An 18,272-nucleotide genomic window follows, 5' to 3' on the forward strand; every position below is an offset into this window, starting at 1 on the left:
CCTCAACGGCCGGACGTGATGCTCAGCCCTTTGAGCAGGCTCAGGGCCTGGGCCAATTGATAGTCATCATCCTGCGGCATGGCTTTGGGCTTGGCGCCGGAGCCGGTTGGTTTGTCCGCGCCGCCGTTGCCGTTGCCCAGGTGACCTTGCAGGTCGGCTTCCTTGAAGTAATCGCCATCGGCCTCGTTGGTGATCTTGGCCTTGCGCACTTCGATGTCCGGAACGATGCCCTGCGCCTGAATCGAACGACCATTCGGCGTGAAGTACAGCGCGGTAGTGATCTTCAATGCACGGTCATTGTTCAGCGGCAGTACGGTTTGTACCGAGCCTTTGCCGAAACTGGTGGTGCCCATGACCACCGCGCGTTTCTGGTCCTGCAGGGCGCCGGCGACGATTTCCGAAGCCGAGGCACTGCCACCGTTGATCAGCACGACCATCGGCACGGCTTCACTTTCGTCTTTGCCGGTGGCCGAGAAACGCAGTTCGGAATTGGCGATGCGGCCTTTGGTGTAAACGATCAGACCTTTGGTGATGAAATGGTCGACCACTTCCACCGCCGCTTGCAACACGCCGCCCGGGTTGTTGCGCAGGTCGAGAATGATGCCGTTGAGCTTCTTGCCGTTGTCCTTGCGCAGCTTGGCCAGAGCCTTGGAAACCTCTTCGCCGGTCTTGACCTGGAACTGGGTGATGCGGATATACGCATAGCCGGTTTCCAGCAACTGCGCCTTGACGCTCTTCACCTGAATCACCGCACGGGCCAGGGTCACGTCGAACGGCGTGCCGCCGTCGCGTACCAGGGTCAGGGTGATTTTCTGGCCGATCTTGCCGCGCATTTTGTCGACGGCTTCGGTCATGGTCTGGCCGCGCGTCGGCTGGCCGTTGATCTTGACGATGAAGTCGCCGGCCTGAATGCCGGCCTTCGACGCCGGGGTGTCATCGATTGGCGAGACGACTTTGATGAAACCGTCTTCGGCGCCGACTTCGATGCCCAGACCACCGAACTCACCGCTGGTGCTTTCCTGCAGCTCGGTGAAATCTTCAGGGCCGAGGTACGCCGAGTGCGGATCAAGGTTGCTGAGCATGCCCTTGATCGCGTTTTCCAGCAGGGTCTTGTCGTCCACCGGCTCGACGTAAGCGGCTTTGATCCGGTCCATGACCTCGGCAAAGGTGCGCAATTCTTCCAGCGGCAACGGTGCCTTGGAAGTCGCGGCAGTGCCTGCCGGAGCGACGGCCGGGGCCGGTTGAGCGGCGAACGCCAGAGGCGCGCCGATCACCAGGGCGATCGTCAGGGCCAGCGAGGTAAGGCGGGACAAATGCAGCATGTCGAACGAACTCCTGAATTAGGCGGCACGCTTATCCTTGCGCGCGGCACCATTGTGCTGGATCACTCGGGTGACCCTGCTGACGAATTGCGAAATACAGCGCTGATGTGTCCTGGCCGCCACTGTTACCGACAGTGGAGATGGACTCACCGGCTTTAACCACGTCACCGGCTGACTTGAGCAGTGTCTGGTTGTGACCGTAAAGACTCAGAAAACCGTTGCCGTGGTCGAGGATCACCAGCAGCCCGGCGCCGCGCAGCCAGTCGGCGAACACCACGCGACCACCGTGTACGGCATGCACCTGGCTGCCGGCGGAGGCGCTGATCATTACGCCGTCCCACTTGGTGCGGGCGTCGTCGCCACGGGATTCGCCGAAGCGTGCCAACAATCGACCATCAACCGGCCAAGGAAGTTTTCCCCGGGTTGCAGCAAAAGGGCCACCGAAGGTCTCGCCGCTGCTGGAGACCAGCGCGCCGGGAGTGGATCTAGCGGGTTTTCGTGGGGCGTCGCTGTTTTCAGCCTGCGCCTCACGCAAACGCTTTTTTTCCGCTTCCTGCTGGGCGATCAGCGCTTTCTGCCGCGCTTCTTCTGCCTCACGGGCCTGGCGGGCCAAGGTTTCTTCAATGGTTTTAAGGACTTTAGACAGGTCTGCCTGATCCTGCTCGCGGGCGGCGAGTTTCTGGTCGCGGGCCTTCACGTCATCGTTGAGCTTGGCGAGCACTTGCTGGCGTTCCTTGCGGACATTTTCCAGTTCGTCGCGCTGGGTATCGAGGCTGCTTTTCTGTACCAGCAATTGCGCCTGTTGGGCGGCAATGTCTTTTTCGACATTGGCCAGTTGGCGCAGGGTTTCGTTGAAGTTCTTCAGCTGTTCCAGGCGGGCCTGGCTCAGGTAATCGTAATAGGTGAGGGTGCGGGCGAATTTCTCGGGATTCTGCTGGTTGAGCAGCAGCTTGAGGTATTCCTGCCGACCGTTCTGATAGGCCGCGCGGGCCTGAATGGCGATCAGTCGCTGCTGTTCAGTGCGCGCGCTCTGGAGTTTTTTTTCTCTGCATCGAGTCGCTGCAGCTCGGATTCGCTTTTCTGCAGTTCTTTCTGCAGCGCGTCGACCTGCTTCTGCAGTTTACCCAGCTCGGTTTCAGTGCCCTTAAGCTCTTTCTGTACGCCGGACTTTTCTTCCTGGACTTTGCTCAGCAGCTTTTTCAGCTCGGCAATGTCCTGACGCGTGGCGTCCAACTGTTGTTGGGTTTGCGCGCGCTCGTCAGCGAAGGCCGGTTGGAGCAGGCAGGTCAGAGCGAGGGCGATCAGGACGCGGAGCATAGAGGCGGGCGGCACCAGGGTAATGGACGGCCTAGTATGCCCGCCCGAGGCTGCAAAAAAAACGCCCAATTGGGGATGTGTGATAACTGGCCTGAAAAACATCGCAAACCAATGTAGGAGTGAGCCTGCTCGCGAAAGCAGTGTGTCAGGCGACATCACTGTCGACTGATCCACCGTATTCGCGAGCAAGCTCGCTCCCACAAGGTTAGGTGTGGTTTACACCAGAATCGAAGTGCCGGTCATTTCCGCCGGTTTTTCCAGGCCCAGCAGCTTCAGCATGGTTGGTGCCACGTCCGCCAGCACGCCGCCTTCACGGACCTTGAGGTCGCGCTTGCCGACGTAAATGAACGGTACCGGCTCGGTGGTGTGTGCGGTGTGCGCCTGGCCGGTGGATTCATCGGCCATTTGCTCGACGTTGCCGTGGTCAGCGGTGATCAGCGCTTCGCCGCCAACCTTCTCCAGCGCTTCGACAATGCGCCCGACGCAGGTATCAAGGCATTCCACAGCCTTCACCGCCGCGTCGAACACGCCGCTGTGGCCGACCATGTCGCCGTTGGCGTAGTTGACCACGATCACGTCGTAACGCTGGTTTTCGATGGCGTCGACGATGCGGTCTGTGACTTCCGGCGCGCTCATTTCCGGCTGCAAGTCGTAAGTGGCGACTTTCGGCGATGGAATCAGGATGCGCTCTTCGCCCGGGAACGGTTCTTCACGACCGCCGGAGAAGAAGAAGGTCACGTGGGCGTATTTTTCGGTTTCAGCGATGCGCAGCTGGGTTTTGCCGTTTTTCGCCAGATAGTCGCCGAGGACGTTTTCCAGGCTGCCCGGGGCGAACGCCGAGGGTGCAGGGATGCTCGCTGCGTATTGGGTCAACATCACAAAACCGGCCAGTTTCGGCTGGCGCGCGCGTTCGAAATCCTTGAAGTCGTCTTCGACGAACACGCGAGTCAGCTCGCGGGCGCGGTCGGCGCGGAAGTTCATGAACACCACGGCGTCGCCGTCTTCGACTTTCACCGGCTCACCGATGGTCGTGGCTTTGACGAATTCGTCGCTCTCGCCGCGCGCATAAGCGGCGTCCAGACCTTCCTGCGCAGTGGCGGCGTGGAATTCGCTGTTGCCGTCGACGATCAGGTTGTAGGCCTGAGCCACACGGTCCCAGCGGTTGTCACGGTCCATGGCGAAGTAGCGGCCGATGATGCTGGCGATGCGGCCCTTGCCCAGTGCCTGGAAGGTCGCATCGAGTAGTTCGATGGACGACGCAGCGCTTTTCGGTGGGGTGTCGCGACCGTCAAGGAAAGCGTGCAGGTAGATTTTTTCGGCGCCGCGCTTGAAGGCCAGTTCGGCCATGGCGATCAGGTGATCCTGGTGGCTGTGTACGCCGCCATCGGAGAGCAGACCCATGAAGTGCACGGCTTTGCCGGCGGCCACGGCTTTGTCCACAGCGGCGCAGATGGTCGGGTTCTCGAAGAACTCGCCGTCGCGGATCGCTTTGGTCACGCGGGTAAAGTCCTGATACACCACGCGGCCGGCGCCAAGGTTCATGTGGCCGACTTCGGAGTTGCCCATCTGGCCGTCCGGCAGGCCGACGTCCATGCCGCTGCCCGAAATCAAGCCGTTGGGCACGGTGGCCCACAGGCGATCCAGAACAGGCTTCTTCGCCGCAAAAACGGCGTTGGATTCGGGGCTGTCGCTGTGACCGAAGCCGTCGAGAATCATCAGGACCAAAGGTTTAGGCGTGGTAGTCATGGAATCCACTCGTGGCTAATAAAGAAGAGGGCGATGGAAAAGGGAGTTGGAGTTTAAAGCTAAGTTCCGACCGCGTCACCGCCGGACGGGGTTTGGCCGACCATAGTGGCTGTGTATACTGGCCGACATTTTAACGCCCTGGAACCTCCTTCGATGGTTGCTCACCTGATTGAATTTGCCACTAACCACTACATTCTTGTCGGTATCTTCGTCGTACTGCTGGCTCTGCTGCTGGCGCACACGATGCAGGGCGGCGGTAAAAGCCTGAGCACCGGCGAGCTGACCGCGTTGGTCAACAAAGACGCAGGCGTGGTGGTGGACATCCGTCCGGCCAAGGATTTTGCTGCCGGCCACATCGTTGGCGCGGTGAACATTCCCCAGGACAAACTGGCTGCGCGTATCGGCGAGCTGGAAAAACACAAGGCCAAGACCATCATTCTGGTCGACGCGCTGGGCCAGACCGCTGGCACCCACGCCCGCGAGCTGATGAAATCCGGCTTCACCGCCGCCAAGCTGTCCGGCGGGATCTCCAGCTGGAAAGGCGATAACCTGCCGCTGGTGAAGTGATATGAGCGAAGTCATCGTCTACTCCAGCGATTACTGCCCTTATTGCGTGCGAGCCAAGCAGTTGCTCGCGAACAAAGGCGTGGCCTTCGAAGAGATCAAGGTCGATGGCAAGCCGCAGATTCGTGCTGCCATGAGTCAGAAGGCCGGGCGTACGTCCGTGCCGCAGATCTGGATCGGCGACAAGCACATCGGCGGTTGTGATGATTTGTATGCCCTGGAGCGCGCCGGCAAGCTCGACGCGCTGCTCAAGGCCTGAACGGCTGCACCCACGTACAGCACTCCCTAAAAGACCCAAGATCGATAAGGATCTGAGATGACTGACCAACAGAACACTGCAGCCAGCGAAGAAGAAACCGCACCGCAATTCTCCTTGCAGCGCATCTACGTACGCGACCTGTCCTTCGAAGCCCCGAAAAGCCCGGCGATCTTCCGCCAGCAGTGGGATCCGGCGGTCGCTCTGGATCTGAACACTCGTCAGAAAGCACTGGAAGGTGATTTCTACGAAGTCGTGCTGACCCTGTCCGTGACCGTGAAAAACGGTGAAGAAGTCGCCTTCATCGCTGAAGTGCAACAGGCCGGTATCTTCCTGATCAAGAACCTGGACGCGGCTTCGATGAGCCACACCCTGGGTGCGTTCTGCCCGAACATCCTGTTCCCGTACGCGCGCGAAACCCTGGACAGCCTGGTGACCCGTGGTTCGTTCCCGGCCCTGATGCTGGCCCCGGTGAACTTCGACGCCCTGTACGCGCAAGAGCTGCAGCGCATGCAGGAAAGCGGCGAGACGCCAACCGTTCAATAAGACGGTTCAGCGGCACCCCATGTGGGAGCGAGCCTGCTCGCGAAAGCGGTCTGTCAGACACTCAATGTTGCCTGACACTCCGTAATCGTGAGCAGGCTCGCTCCCACATTTGTTTTGTGGTGTTACTTGAAGTCGTTCTGGCGCCAGGCTTCGTACACGGCCACCGCTACGGTGTTGGACAGGTTCAGGCTGCGACAGCCTTCGCGCATCGGCAGGCGCAGGCGCTGTTCCGGCGGCAGCGCGTCGAGCACTTCCGGCGGCAGGCCACGGCTTTCCGGGCCGAAGATGAACGCATCGCCAGGAACGAACGCGGCATCATGAAACGGTCGCGAACCCTTGGTGGTGAACGCAAACAGTCTTGGGTTGCCCAGGCTTTCCAGGCAACTGGCGAGGTTCGCGTGACGTTGCAGCGTGGCATATTCGTGGTAATCGAGACCGGCACGGCGCAGGCGCTTGTCGTCCATCTCGAAGCCCAGCGGTTCGATCAAATGCAGGTGGCAGCCGCTGTTGGCGCATAGCCTGATAACGTTGCCGGTATTCGGCGGAATTTCTGGTTGAAAAAGGATGACGTGAAACATGCACGGCTCCGAAGGTAAAGATGAGCGGCATTCTACGCCGCCTGTGGACAACCGTTCGAAACTATTCCCGCGCGTCATCGGTTCGCTGGCGATTGTCGGCTTGATGATCGGCTTGATGATCGGCCGCCTGACCACGCCGGACCCGAGCATATTGCAGCAGGTTGAAATGACCGATGGCGGTTTGGTGGTGTGGTTCAACAACGAACCCAAACTGCACGGCGAAATCATCGATGGCACCGTGGCGTTGCTGTTTCAGGCCGAAGGCCGGGCGCAGAAGGGCCAGTTCAAACTCAACGGCAGGGATGTGAACTGGCGTACACGCATGAGCGATGGCGGGTTGTTGTTGACCATACTGGCAGCGCGGCCGTTGCAGGGTAATTGGGTCGGCAGTGAGGTCGATGACCGCTGGCGGCTGGAGATCCGTTTGCAAACGAACTGATCGTAATCCCGCCATCCTTCTCGAGTACTCCTACGCTTCTTGACGTCCTTTCCCACTGCGCCTGTCTGCCTTTCCACTCTCCTTGAATACTTGCGCACGCTATCGTGCGCTCCTCTTTAGACCGGCAGGATGCCGAAAGCCTCCGTCCCTGGCACGACAGTCAGGGCGACTTTTTCAAGGATGAAAAACATGCCAGTAAAACCACCTACCGGTGGCAGCACCCACGTCAAAGTAGATGCTTCTACCAGCCCGACTCGACCGGCCGACGTGGACATTCCGCTCCCCGGCTTATTGAGTCGCAGAGGTTTTGATTCAGGCACCTCTCGCGATGATTCGCAGCCGCGAGCCGGGTCGTCCAGGGCCGTTGAGGCAGATGCCACTCGTGCAACGCCGTCGATCATTATTCACGCGGCCCCTGTTGAAGCTCGTTTGCTTGCGCCTCAACCGACGCTGGACGATTACGTAATCAATGCCCGGTCGTTACTTCCTGAAACCAACGGCGAAGGCTTAAGGGTTTTTAACAATCGTACCTACGCTGAGGTGGCCGATGGCGCTTTCGTTCTTGTCGCCGTAGATCCGGTGACTGGATTGCATCGTGCCCGACGGCCAAGTGAGCTGCTCCCAGGTCCGGTGATGCTGCGTAATGTCGATAACGGTCTTTGGTACCAGCGTACGCTCGTAAAGCCAACCACCCGAGCGCAGGTCCAAAGATACCTTCCGGAAACGACGGACCTGGACGCTGATGCCTTCATCGCCCGGTTTGGCGACAAGGATGTGGCAGAGGTGGAGCTGAAGCGCATCGAGCGTGGGCTCTCTGAGCTGGAGAGGACGAGCTTTAGTGTCAGTGAGGAAATGGCGAGCAAGCTACGCAGACTTTACAAGTGGCAGGGCGAACCCAGTGAGCGCGTCTATCACGAAGGCCGACTAGTGGGTTTCAAGATGGATATCGAGCTTGGGGCTCGGCAATACGGTGTTCCTGTCTCAACAAAATTCAACGCTGTTGTCGCCCTTACTCTGAGAGTGGGTGGAGATCTAAACTCGTATCGTTTATCTGCGCAGTTTCCCAACATTGAAAGTCTGACGGTGGTTGGCTGGCCACCCATTCTCCCTAACGGTAATCCTTTTCGGACTGCCTCAAGGCACAACATTGAGCGAGGTTTCGTTGAAGAATTGGCAAAGCTTCCCCAATTACGCGAGCTGCACCTGCAAAACTGCAATTTGCCAGCCGAGTTCTCGCTGACAGGCATGACCGGCCTGCGGGCTCTGACTCTTGGCAACATTCAGGGGGTGGCGGATCTGAATGCCGTAGTGAATGGCCTGCCAGGGCGGTTGAGCTTGCAGGTCCTCGACCTGCACCAGAATCCGTCCTTGAAAGTGGCACCTGACGTGACGGGGATGACTCAGTTGCGCGTATTGGATCTGACGCAGACCGGTATAGAACAGCTCCCGCTCGGGCTTGATGCTGATAACGGGCCGTTACGATTGGAAGTATTGAAGCTCGGCAACAATCCGCTTTCTGTCATGCCTTCACTAAAAGTCAGGACTGCGCTGCAGGAGCTGCACCTTCCCAACACCGGTTTAGACCGGTTTCCGGAGGGCGTCACGTCCGAAATTCCCGGAAAAATGCTGAATCTTTCGAACAACCGTATTGCATCGATCCCTGAGTCCGTTGAAATCAGAGCGAGCTTTGATCTCTTTGGCAATCCCATAACAGATCTGACGACTCTCCGGCGGCTGAGGGACGCGCGGATAAAAACAGGCATTGACGTTTGGCTGGGAGAGCGAAGTACTGATCGCTCGCCAAATGCCTGGTTACGACATTCGCCGCTAGAGGAACTCGCTGAAAATTTGAAGCTCTGGGACAGTGTTGACGTTGACGCATATTGGTTCGTGGCGAGGAGAATCGTCTGGGATCTGGCGCGTGCACCCGAGTTTCACATTGAGCGGCCGCTTTTGCAGCAACGAGTCTGGCGGTTTTTCGAGCACTACCGTAAGGCTGAGCCTGGCGTTCAGGTCAGGCTGAGGGCCATTCAGGATGATGTAATCAGTCCCTTGAACAAGCTGGAAAGGCTGGAGGCAGAAGCAGGGCTGTCAAGCGAATCACTGCCGGCGGGCTTGGTGCTGCGCAGCGATACCGGCAGCGACGTTGGGTCCTTGCTCGATGCCGCTGCGCTAACCACCCGAGCGCAGGTCCGAAAATACTTGCCGCAAGTGACCGATCAACAAGCAGATCACTTTCGCCTGCACTTCGGTGACAAGGATGCGGCAGAGGTGGAGCTCAAACGACTCCAGCTTGGACTTGCTCAACTGGACCAGGACCTCAGCTCTGGGGTCTACGGAAGTGAGTTGGGTTCCACGTTGCGCCGTCTGTACACGTGGCAAGGGGAGCCTGACGAGCTGGTCTTTCACGATAAGCGGCCGGTGGGTTTCAAGCTGTCTTCGAGTCTTTCGATATGGCCAAGCCATCGGCCACTCTCAACACCCTTCAACGCCATCGTTTCCCTTGAGCTAAGGGGGGCAAGCGTGCCTCTTCCGGAAGGTTTTTTTTCAGCTTTCCCCAATCTTGAAAGTCTGAGGGTGGTTAATGGACGTGCATTGCTTTCTGATAATCGCGGGCTGCGGCTCACCGAGGGGCCAGCCAGTGTTGATGAATTGGCAAGGCGTGCGCGATTACGAGAGTTGACGCTGCAAAGGACCAACCTGTCGCCTGATTTTTCGGTGGCCGGCATGACCGGGTTGCGTGTATTGGAGCTGGAGCAGAACGGAATACTCCATCTTCCAGGGCTTGATGCCGATAACGGGCCGTTGCGATTGGAAGTATTGAAACTCAGTAATAACCCACTCACGGTTGCGCCTTCTGTCAAAGGGAGGACCGAGCTGCAGGTGCTGGAGCTTTCCTATGCAGGGTTAGACAGATTTCCGGAGGGCATCACCAACGAGATTCCCGGGAAAGTGCTGGATCTGACGAACAATCGAATTACATCGATTCCCGAATCCATTGAAATCAGAGCCGGATTCAAGCTCAGTGGTAATCCAATTACCGATCCGGCTTCCCTCCGGCGGTTGATACATGCGCGTATAAAAACAGGCACCGACATCTGGCTGGGAGAGGAAAGTACTGATCGGTCGGCAAACCTGTGGCTACGAAATGTGCCGCCCTTGGAAATACCTGAAAAACTTAAGCTCTGGGACAGCTTTGGCGGGGCTGGAAGTGACGTTATCAATGGGATTCGCAAACTGAGTCGCACGCCTGAATTTCACGTCGAGCATCCGCTTTTGCAGCGGCGGGTGTGGTGGTTCCTAGATATCTATGCGAAGGCTGACCCAGGCGATCAGGCAAGGATGAAGGGCATTCTGATCAATGAATCCAGCCCCGGAAAAATGCTGGACAGGCTGGAAGCTGTGATTCGGGAATATGACTCAGGGCGGCAAAATCAGCCCCTGCATCATTTACCCAAACGACCCAGGCTCAATTGACGTCTGACTCGATGTCTCGGCGAACGGTGTAAAAGCGGGAATCCCTGACCTGCCTGTATCAGGGTTCCCAAAACGGGTGGACTGCGCTGTTGGCGTCAGCCCGGTATAAAGAGGGAACCCCCGGCCTGCCTGTACCAAGGATCCCAAAAGGGTGGGCTCGTCGCGTTGCGGTATGAGCCCGGTGTAAAGAGGGGAATCCCCAGCCTGCCTGTACCAAGGTCCCCGAAACGGGTGGTGAATCGAATCACCTGTAAGAGGTATTGCAGGGGGCGTGCCAGGTTCTCATTTGCTGAAACAAAAAAGCTGATCAGAGACATCAAAGCCCCGAAATTCGGGGCTTTTGTGTTTATGAAAAAGGGTTTATCAGCGTTTTCAGGGTTGAGTTGTGGCGATGCGGCTGTGCGCGATCGCGGGTCATTGTGCATTGATGCGGTGCACGATGGCCCCTCACCCTAACCCTCTCCCAGAGGGAGAGGGGACTGACCGAGTTGCTGGTTCAAGTTGCGCCGACCTGAAATATTGAGCCGAATTCAGGTTTCGAAAACATCCGGGATCTGCGCCCTCTCCCTCTGGGAGAGGGCTGGGATGGATCCTGAGCACGCAGCAATCCTCAAGCGAACAATTCGTTAACCCTCATCCCCCTCATCATCATCCCCGCCATCGACCTTCATCCCCAATTCCTTGATCTTGCGCGTCAGGGTATTGCGCCCCCAACCCAGCAAAACGGCGGCATCGCGACGACGCCCGGCGGTGTGCTTCAAAGCCGTCTCGATCATGATCCGCTCGAACGCCGGTACCGCGCTGTCGAGCAGGCTCGACTGGCCACGCGCCAACGCCTGATCGGCCCACTGACGCAGTGCTTGCTCCCAATTGGTCACTGGCGCCGAGTCCTGCGGCAGGTTCAGCAGTTCTGGCGGCAGGTCGCTGATGTGCACTTCGCGCCCGGACGCCATCACCGTGATCCAGCGGCAGGTGTTCTCCAACTGACGCACGTTGCCGCCCCACGGCAGGTTCTTCAGGTATTCCTCGGTCTCGCTCTTCAGCAGCTTCGGTTCCACCGCCAGTTCTTGCGCAGCGCGGCTGAGGAAGTGCTTGGCCAGGGTCGGGATGTCTTCACGACGATCCGACAGGCGCGGGATGTGGATACGGATTACGTTGAGGCGGTGGAACAAGTCCTCGCGGAACTTGCCGGCGTGCACCAGGGATTCCAGATTCTGGTGCGTCGCGGCGATGATGCGCACATCGACTTTGACCGGCACGTGGCCGCCCACACGATAGAACTCGCCATCGGCCAGAACCCGGAGCAAACGGGTTTGGGTGTCGGCCGGCATATCACCGATTTCATCGAGGAACAGTGTGCCGCCGTCGGCCTGTTCGAAACGCCCGCGACGCAAATTTGCTGCGCCGGTGAACGCGCCTTTCTCATGGCCGAACAGTTCGGATTCCATCAGATCCTTGGGGATCGCCGCCATGTTCAGCGCGATGAATGGCGAGGCCGCGCGCGGACTGTGGCGGTGAAGGGCGTGGGCCACCAGTTCTTTACCGGTACCGGATTCGCCGTTGATCAACACGGTAATGTTGGAGTGGCTCAAGCGGCCGATGGCGCGAAACACTTCCTGCATCGCCGGCGCTTCGCCGATGATTTCCGGGGTGCGCGTCAGTGCCGGCACCACTTCCAGGCCTTGCTGCTCTTGCGCATGCTGATTCGCGCGCTTGACCAGCGACACCGCTTCATCAACGTCGAACGGCTTCGGCAGGTACTCGAACGCGCCGCCCTGATACGAGGCGACAGCGCTGTCCAGATCGGAGTGAGCGGTCATGATGATGACCGGCAACCGTGGATGCTGTTCGCGGATCCGCGCCAGCAGATCCAGACCGCTGGCACCGGGCATGCGAATGTCGGAAATGATCACGTCCGGCTGCTGACGGGCCAAGCGACTCATCACGCCATCGGCGCTGTCGAAACTCTGGGTGGTCATGCCTTCCTGCTGCAAGGCCTTTTCCAGAACCCAACGGATAGAACGGTCGTCATCGACGATCCACACGGTTTCACTACGGCTCATGTCGATGTGGCTCCTTGTTCCAGTGGCAGAAAGATCGAGAAGGTGGTGTGGCCTGGATGGCTGTCACACTCGATCAGGCCCTGGTGCTGGCTGATGATGTTCTGGGTAATGGCCAGGCCGAGTCCGGTACCGTCCGGGCGTCCGCTGACCATGGGAAAGAAAATGGTTTCCTGAAGTTCCGCCGGGATCCCCGGGCCGTTGTCGATGATTTCGATCTTGGTCACCAGCCTATGGCGGACGTGGCCGATGGTGAACTGGCGCATGGTCCGGGTGCGCAGGCTGATGCGGCCCAGGCGCAGTTCGTTCTGGCTGCTGATCGCTTGCATCGCGTTGCGTACGATGTTCAACACGGCCTGAATCATTTGTTCGCGGTCGATCAGCACGTCGGGGATGCTTGGGTCGTAATCACGCACCAAGGTGATGCAGCCCTGGCTTTCCGCTTCGACCAGTTGGCAGACGCGCTCCAGCACTTCATGAACGTTGCACATCGCCAGCGACGGCAACTTGTTCGAGCCGAGCATGCGGTCGACCAGATTGCGCAGGCGGTCGGCCTCTTCAATGATCACGTTGGTGTAGTCGCGCAGGCTGTCTTCCGGCAGCTCGCGGGCCAGCAGTTGCGCGGCGCCACGGATGCCGCCGAGCGGATTCTTGATCTCGTGAGCGAGGCCGCGTACCAACATCTTGCTGGTCTCCTGCTTGGACAGCTGCGCCTCCTCCTTGGTGATCCGCAGCAGCCGGTCACGCGGATGGACCTCCAGCAGGAGCATGGTCGCGCCATTGCTGAGGATTGGCGTCACCGCGTAATCCACGGTCAATGTCTGGCCAGTGAGGGCGGTGAGCATCGCCTCGCGCTTGGTGAAGGGATGCGCCTGCTCTACGGCCTGACGCAGTGAATTCAGCGCCTCGGTGGATTCGGTGAACAGCTCGCTGATGAACTGCCCATGGCTGCGCTGCCCGCTGATGGCGAGGAGCATCTCCGCCGCCGGGTTCATGTACTCAAGGCGCAATTCGGCGTCGAGCAGGATGGTGGCGGTGGTCAGGTTGTCGAGCAGCAAACGGTGGATTGCGTCGCTAATAGTCATCGGAGCCTCTTTTGGGGGCGGAGCGTGCGCAACAAGCAAGCGTCGGTGAACGGAAAATGCAAAAACCAAACCAAGGCTCCGAAAAGAAGCGTTCGTCGCCTGAAACAGGCGTTTGACGCTCGTTTGAGTGGCAGGGTGCCAGCTCGAACGGGAAGTTTCGAACCAAAATGGGTTGGAATGTGAGTACGGTGCAGTCCGTTGCACCAATATAGTGCGCAAAGCTGGGCGGAGTTAGAAGAAACGCAGGAAGGGGTTTTTCGGCTCGGGCGGTTTGTCTTTCAGCGGGCATTCCGGGCGCACGCCGTAGTCGTCGGCGACGCAGGGTTTGACTTGGCGTTTCTGCGCTAGGGAAATGCGTAGCATGTGGAAGGGCTGGTTGGCGGTGCGTTCGACGGTGCGTCCTTCCATGTCGAGGATTTCAACCGAGAGATTGTGGCTGCCACGATCGATGTTGCTGAGCGGGAAGACCGGGCTCAGGCCGGGCTCGCCGGTGGCTTGGCCATCCAGCAGCAGTCGATAACGATGACCTTTTTGCAGGCCCGGTTCGCTGGTGACGCTGACGATGATTTCGCCGGCGCTGCTGCGAATCGTTGCATCGGGTTCAGGTACCAGAATGCGCAGCATGTCGTAGTGGAAGGGCGGTTGCTCTGGGGTTTTTTTTGCAGTTGTGATTGGCACGGCGACGGTGGGGTTTGCGGACATGCGATTGCTGGTCGCGATCGGTACGCGCTTGGCATTGCCACGCGGCTGGTCGGTGTAGACGCGATTGCCTTGGGCATCGATATAAGTGAACACCTCAGCCGATGCTTGCAGCGTGAGCAGCGCCAGCAACGCGATCAGCCACGCACGAATCATGGCTTGTGCACCCGCTGTACGCTGAGAGGGACTGGCGCGCTCTGCTGGATGACCGTCTGCCCGTCAATCACCTGCACCGCTAGACGATGTTCGCCGCGATCAACGTTCACCAATTGCAGGATCGGCACGTTGCTCGGCTGGCCGTAAGGCTCATCGTCCAATACCAGCCTTAACTGATGCGGCGGTCGAAGGCGTGGCTTGATCAGTACGTTGACGGTGAAGGTGCCGTTATTGGCGCGCAGGGCCTCTTCGGTGGGCAGGCCAGCGAGTTCAAGAATGTCGTAGGCGTTGCGCACAGGCTCGCGGGTTTCGGTGCTGGATGCAGGCGGTGTGCTCGGTGTTTGCGGCTCGACCCTGTTAAGCGGCGGCAACTCCACTGGCTGTGCTTGCACGCCGTCTGGCGAGTGATCGCTGTACACCGTGTTGCCGTTGGCGTCGGTGTACTTGTAGATCTGCGCGGCGGCGGGCAGGGCGATCATCAGCAATAGAATGTAGAGAAAGGTGCGACCCATGAAATCGACCGGGATTGAAAGCGATGGGGTGCAGCATAGGACAGGTGTGGCGGTTGGCCCAACCCTGCACACATCCAGAGATCATTCATACACCACAATTGATCGTTCCCACGCTCTGCGTGGGTACGCCTCAAGGGACGCTCCGCGTCCAGTGACGCGGAGCGTCACGGGCTGCATTCCCACGCGGAGCGTGGGAACGATCAGCATCACGTCATAAATCGCGGGCAATAAAAAAGGCCTCCCGAAGGAGGCCTCTTTCACTCACGCCGCGTAGCGCAGCGCTACCGGATCAGCAGCTGTAGTACAGCTCATATTCCAGTGGGTGTACGAAGGTGCGAACCTTGATTTCTTCTTCCGATTTCAGCGCGATGTAAGCGTCGATGAAGTCGTCGGAGAACACGCCGCCCTTGGTCAGGAACGCGCGGCCCTTGTCCAGCTCTTCCAGGGCTTCTTTCAGGCTGCCGCAAACTTGCGGGATCTCTTTCGCCTCTTCAGGCGGCAGGTCGTACAGGTTTTTGTCAGCTGCGTCGCCTGGGTGGATCTTGTTCTGGATACCGTCCAGACCGGCCATCAGCAGAGCTGCGAAGGCCAGGTACGGGTTGGCAGCCGGATCCGGGAAGCGTGCTTCGATACGGCGGGCTTTCGGGCTCGACACGTAAGGAATACGGATCGAAGCGGAACGGTTGCGGGCCGAGTAGGCCAGCATTACCGGAGCTTCGAAGCCTGGTACCAGACGCTTGTAGGAGTTGGTCGCCGGGTTGGTGAAGCCGTTCAGGGCCTTACCGTGTTTGATGATGCCGCCGATGAAGTACAGAGCGGTATCGGACAGACCGGCATAGCCTTCACCGGCGAAGGTGTTCTTGCCGTCTTTCCAGATCGACATGTGTACGTGCATGCCCGAACCGTTGTCGCCGTACAGTGGCTTCGGCATGAAGGTCGCGGTGCGGCCGTAAGCGTCAGCAACGTTGTGCACAACGTACTTCAGGGTTTGGGTTTCGTCGGCTTTCTTCACCAGGGTGTTGAACTTGACGCCGATTTCGTTCTGGCCGGCAGTCGCCACTTCGTGGTGGTGAACTTCGACGGTCAGGCCCATTTCTTCCAGTGCGTTGCACATGGAGGTACGGATTTCGTGGTCGTGGTCGAACGGCGGAACCGGGAAGTAGCCGCCTTTGACGCCTGGACGGTGACCTTTGTTGCCGCCTTCGATGTCCTGGTCGGACATCCACGAACCTTGCTCGGAGTAGATCTTGAACATCGAGCCGGAGATGTCCGACTTGAATTTCACCGAGTCAAAGATGAAGAACTCAGGCTCAGGACCGGCGAACACAGTGTCACCGATACCGGTGGCTTTCAGGTGTTCTTCGGCGCGCTTGGCGATCGCACGTGGGTCGCGGTCGTAGCCTTGCATGCTCGAAGGTTCGATGATGTCGCACACCAGGATCAGGGTGGCGTCTTCGGTGAACGGGTCGAGAACCGCAGTTTCGTCAACCGGCATCAGGATCATGTCGGAGGCTTCGATGCCTTTCCAGCCAGCAATGGAGGAACCGTCGAACATCTTGCCGACTTCGAAGAAGTCTTCATCCAGCGCATCGCGAGCCGGCATGGTCACGTGGTGCTGAGTGCCTTTGGTGTCCGTGAAGCGCAGATCAATCCACTTGACGTCATGATCTTTGATGAGTTGAACCGTCTTCGACATATGTCCTCCGGGTGGCTTCGGGCTTGGTAGTGGATGCCCTTGAATTTGGGTGATGCCGGCGCGAATACTCTGCCAAGGCAACCTGCCTCACAAGGGAGCAAATTGCATGCCAGTGCCCCAGCATGGGTTTTTTGCCCCAAATTCACGCTTATAAAGGTGCAAAGCACCTGATTGTGGAAAATCTCGCCCTCTAATGTAGCGTCTTGAGTCAGAAATGACCTGTTTTGGTGCGCGCAAAACCTTCTGCACATTAACTGGTTAAACCTTGAGCAATTTCCGCTATAATCCGCGCCCCCCTTTTTCGGCTGGCCGTTCGCGCGCTGTTTTCATGAAACTAATCGTAAAAGTCTTCCCCGAGATCACCATCAAAAGCCGACCTGTCCGGACGAAGTTCATCCGCCAGTTGGCCAAGAACATCCGCACCGTGCTCCGTGACCTGGACCCGGCCGTGGTGGTGAACGGTGTGTGGGACAATCTCGAGCTGGAAACCCGCGTTACCGACCCCAAAGCCTTGAAAGAGATGGGTGAGCGCCTGACCTGCATGCCGGGCATCGCGCACTTTCTGCAGATCGACGAGTACCCGCTGGGCGACTTCGACGACATCACCGAGAAGTGCAAACAGCACTACGGCGATGCACTGGCCGGGAAGATTTTCTCGGTGCGCTGCAAGCGCGCGGGCAAGCACACCTTCAGCTCGATGGACGTCGAAAAATACGTCGGCAGCAAGCTGCGCCGTGAGTGCGGTGCCGCTGGTATCGACCTGAAAGCACCGGAAATCGAAGTCCGCATCGAAGTTCGCGACAAACGGTTGTTTGTCATTCACAGCCAGCACAACGGCATCGGCGGTTACCCGCTCGGTGCGTTGGAGCAGACGCTGGTATTGATGTCCGGCGGCTTTGACTCAACCGTTGCGGCGTACCAGATCATTCGTCGCGGCCTGATGACGCACTTCTGCTTCTTCAATCTGGGCGGTCGTGCCCATGAATTGGGCGTGATGGAAGTCGCGCATTTCATCTGGAAGAAGTACGGCAGCTCGCAACGCGTGCTATTTGTCAGTGTTCCGTTCGAAGAAGTGTTGGGCGAAATTCTCGGCAAAGTCGATAACAGTCATATGGGCGTCGTATTGAAGCGTATGATGTTGCGCGCGGCTTCCAACATCGCCGATCGCCTGCACATCGACGCGCTGGTCACCGGCGAGGCGATCTCCCAGGTGTCGAGCCAGACCCTGCCGAATCTGTCGGTGATCGACTGCGTGACCGACAAACTGGTCCTGCGTCCGCTGATCGTGGCGCACAAGCAGGACATCATCGACACGGCCAATGAGATCGGCACCGCCGATTTCGCCCGGCACATGCCGGAGTACTGCGGGGTCATTTCGGTCAATCCGAAGACGGCCGCCAAACGCGGTCGCGTTGAGCACGAAGAGAAAGAATTCGACATGGCGGTGCTCGAGCGTGCGCTCGAAAACGCCAAACTGGTGCCGATCGATCGGGTGATCGACGAATTGGGCCAGGACGTACAGATTGAAGAAGTCAGCGAAGCACTGGCCGGTCAGATCGTGATCGACATCCGTCACCCGGATGCCGCCGAGGATGAGCCGCTGGAACTCGCTGGCGTAGAAGTACAGACGATGCCGTTCTACGCAGTGAACGCTCGTTTCAAGGAGCTGGATCCGACTCGCCAGTACCTGCTGTATTGCGACAAAGGCGTGATGAGTCGCCTGCATGCTCACCATTTGCTCAGTGAGGGGCATGCCAATGTGCGCGTTTATCGACCGAGCTAAGTGCCCGGGGCTGTTTGCCTGTGGCCTGCGTCACCG

Annotated in this window: 14 protein-coding genes and 1 pseudogene; 6 read left to right on the top strand and 9 right to left on the bottom strand. The window is 58.7% G+C overall.

Annotation, left to right across the window (positions count from 1 at the left end):
* Positions 1-2 precede the first annotated feature (2 nt).
* The 3 genes and pseudogenes from AB4O01_RS22070 to gpmI all read right to left on the bottom strand — a co-directional run bounded on the left by AB4O01_RS22070 (position 3) and on the right by gpmI (position 4,385).
* On the bottom strand, positions 3-1,322 hold the full coding sequence (locus AB4O01_RS22070; RefSeq protein ID WP_053116593.1) for a S41 family peptidase: 1,320 nt from the start codon (positions 1,320-1,322) through the stop codon (positions 3-5).
* A gap of 31 nt (positions 1,323-1,353) precedes the next feature.
* Positions 1,354-2,639: pseudogene (locus tag AB4O01_RS22075) on the bottom strand (murein hydrolase activator EnvC family protein).
* Between the two features lie 216 nt (positions 2,640-2,855).
* A complete protein-coding gene (gpmI, locus tag AB4O01_RS22080; RefSeq protein ID WP_093430035.1) occupies positions 2,856-4,385 on the bottom strand; it encodes a 2,3-bisphosphoglycerate-independent phosphoglycerate mutase in 1,530 nt (509 codons plus the stop codon).
* A gap of 153 nt (positions 4,386-4,538) precedes the next feature.
* On the opposite strand from gpmI, the gene AB4O01_RS22085 reads away from it, so the two are divergent.
* The 3 genes from AB4O01_RS22085 to secB are packed head-to-tail and all read left to right on the top strand — an operon-like array spanning position 4,539 to position 5,751.
* Positions 4,539-4,952: a rhodanese-like domain-containing protein gene (locus tag AB4O01_RS22085; protein ID WP_083367280.1), complete on the top strand. Its 414-nt coding sequence runs from the start codon at positions 4,539-4,541 to the stop codon at positions 4,950-4,952.
* 1 nt (position 4,953) lies between these two features.
* Entirely contained in the window at positions 4,954-5,208 is a 255-nt protein-coding gene (gene grxC / locus AB4O01_RS22090) for a glutaredoxin 3 (protein WP_095120761.1), read from the top strand.
* 57 nt (positions 5,209-5,265) lie between these two features.
* The gene (gene secB / locus AB4O01_RS22095) at positions 5,266-5,751 is read left to right on the top strand and encodes a protein-export chaperone SecB (RefSeq protein ID WP_007909233.1); all 486 of its coding nucleotides are present in this window, start codon (positions 5,266-5,268) and stop codon (positions 5,749-5,751) included.
* 122 nt (positions 5,752-5,873) lie between these two features.
* On the opposite strand, the gene AB4O01_RS22100 is transcribed toward secB, so the two are convergent.
* Positions 5,874-6,329: a tRNA (cytidine(34)-2'-O)-methyltransferase gene (locus AB4O01_RS22100; protein WP_257356843.1), complete on the bottom strand. Its 456-nt coding sequence runs from the start codon at positions 6,327-6,329 to the stop codon at positions 5,874-5,876.
* Between AB4O01_RS22100 and AB4O01_RS22105 the strand changes: the two genes are divergently transcribed.
* Both AB4O01_RS22105 and AB4O01_RS22110 read left to right on the top strand, forming a co-directional pair.
* Positions 6,328-6,768 carry a hypothetical protein gene (locus tag AB4O01_RS22105; RefSeq protein ID WP_093430037.1) on the top strand — a complete coding sequence of 147 codons (441 nt, stop codon included), beginning with the start codon at positions 6,328-6,330 and terminating at the stop codon, positions 6,766-6,768. The genes AB4O01_RS22100 and AB4O01_RS22105 overlap by 2 nt on opposite strands.
* A 189-nt stretch (positions 6,769-6,957) precedes the next feature.
* A complete protein-coding gene (locus AB4O01_RS22110) occupies positions 6,958-10,245 on the top strand; it encodes a leucine-rich repeat domain-containing protein (protein ID WP_460089548.1) in 3,288 nt (1,095 codons plus the stop codon).
* A 626-nt stretch (positions 10,246-10,871) separates the two neighbouring features.
* On the opposite strand, the gene ntrC is transcribed toward AB4O01_RS22110, so the two are convergent.
* The 5 genes from ntrC to glnA all read right to left on the bottom strand — a co-directional run bounded on the left by ntrC (position 10,872) and on the right by glnA (position 16,453).
* Positions 10,872-12,308 (bottom strand): nitrogen regulation protein NR(I), encoded by a 1,437-nt coding sequence (ntrC, locus tag AB4O01_RS22115; protein WP_460089549.1) that lies wholly within the window; start codon positions 12,306-12,308, stop codon positions 10,872-10,874.
* A complete protein-coding gene (gene glnL / locus AB4O01_RS22120; protein ID WP_007909240.1) occupies positions 12,305-13,390 on the bottom strand; it encodes a nitrogen regulation protein NR(II) in 1,086 nt (361 codons plus the stop codon). Before glnL ends, ntrC begins: the two co-directional genes overlap by 4 nt.
* A 231-nt stretch (positions 13,391-13,621) precedes the next feature.
* On the bottom strand, positions 13,622-14,245 hold the full coding sequence (locus AB4O01_RS22125; protein WP_460089550.1) for a DUF4124 domain-containing protein: 624 nt from the start codon (positions 14,243-14,245) through the stop codon (positions 13,622-13,624).
* Positions 14,242-14,757: a DUF4124 domain-containing protein gene (locus AB4O01_RS22130; protein ID WP_460089552.1), complete on the bottom strand. Its 516-nt coding sequence runs from the start codon at positions 14,755-14,757 to the stop codon at positions 14,242-14,244. The genes AB4O01_RS22125 and AB4O01_RS22130 overlap by 4 nt, the downstream gene beginning before the upstream one ends.
* A 289-nt stretch (positions 14,758-15,046) precedes the next feature.
* The gene (gene glnA / locus AB4O01_RS22135; RefSeq protein WP_007909254.1) at positions 15,047-16,453 is read right to left on the bottom strand and encodes a type I glutamate--ammonia ligase; all 1,407 of its coding nucleotides are present in this window, start codon (positions 16,451-16,453) and stop codon (positions 15,047-15,049) included.
* A 328-nt stretch (positions 16,454-16,781) separates the two neighbouring features.
* On the opposite strand from glnA, the gene thiI reads away from it, so the two are divergent.
* A complete protein-coding gene (thiI, locus tag AB4O01_RS22140) occupies positions 16,782-18,236 on the top strand; it encodes a tRNA uracil 4-sulfurtransferase ThiI (protein WP_093430041.1) in 1,455 nt (484 codons plus the stop codon).
* Positions 18,237-18,272: the final 36 nt, after the last annotated feature.

The organism is Pseudomonas sp. S2_E02, from assembly GCF_054668355.1.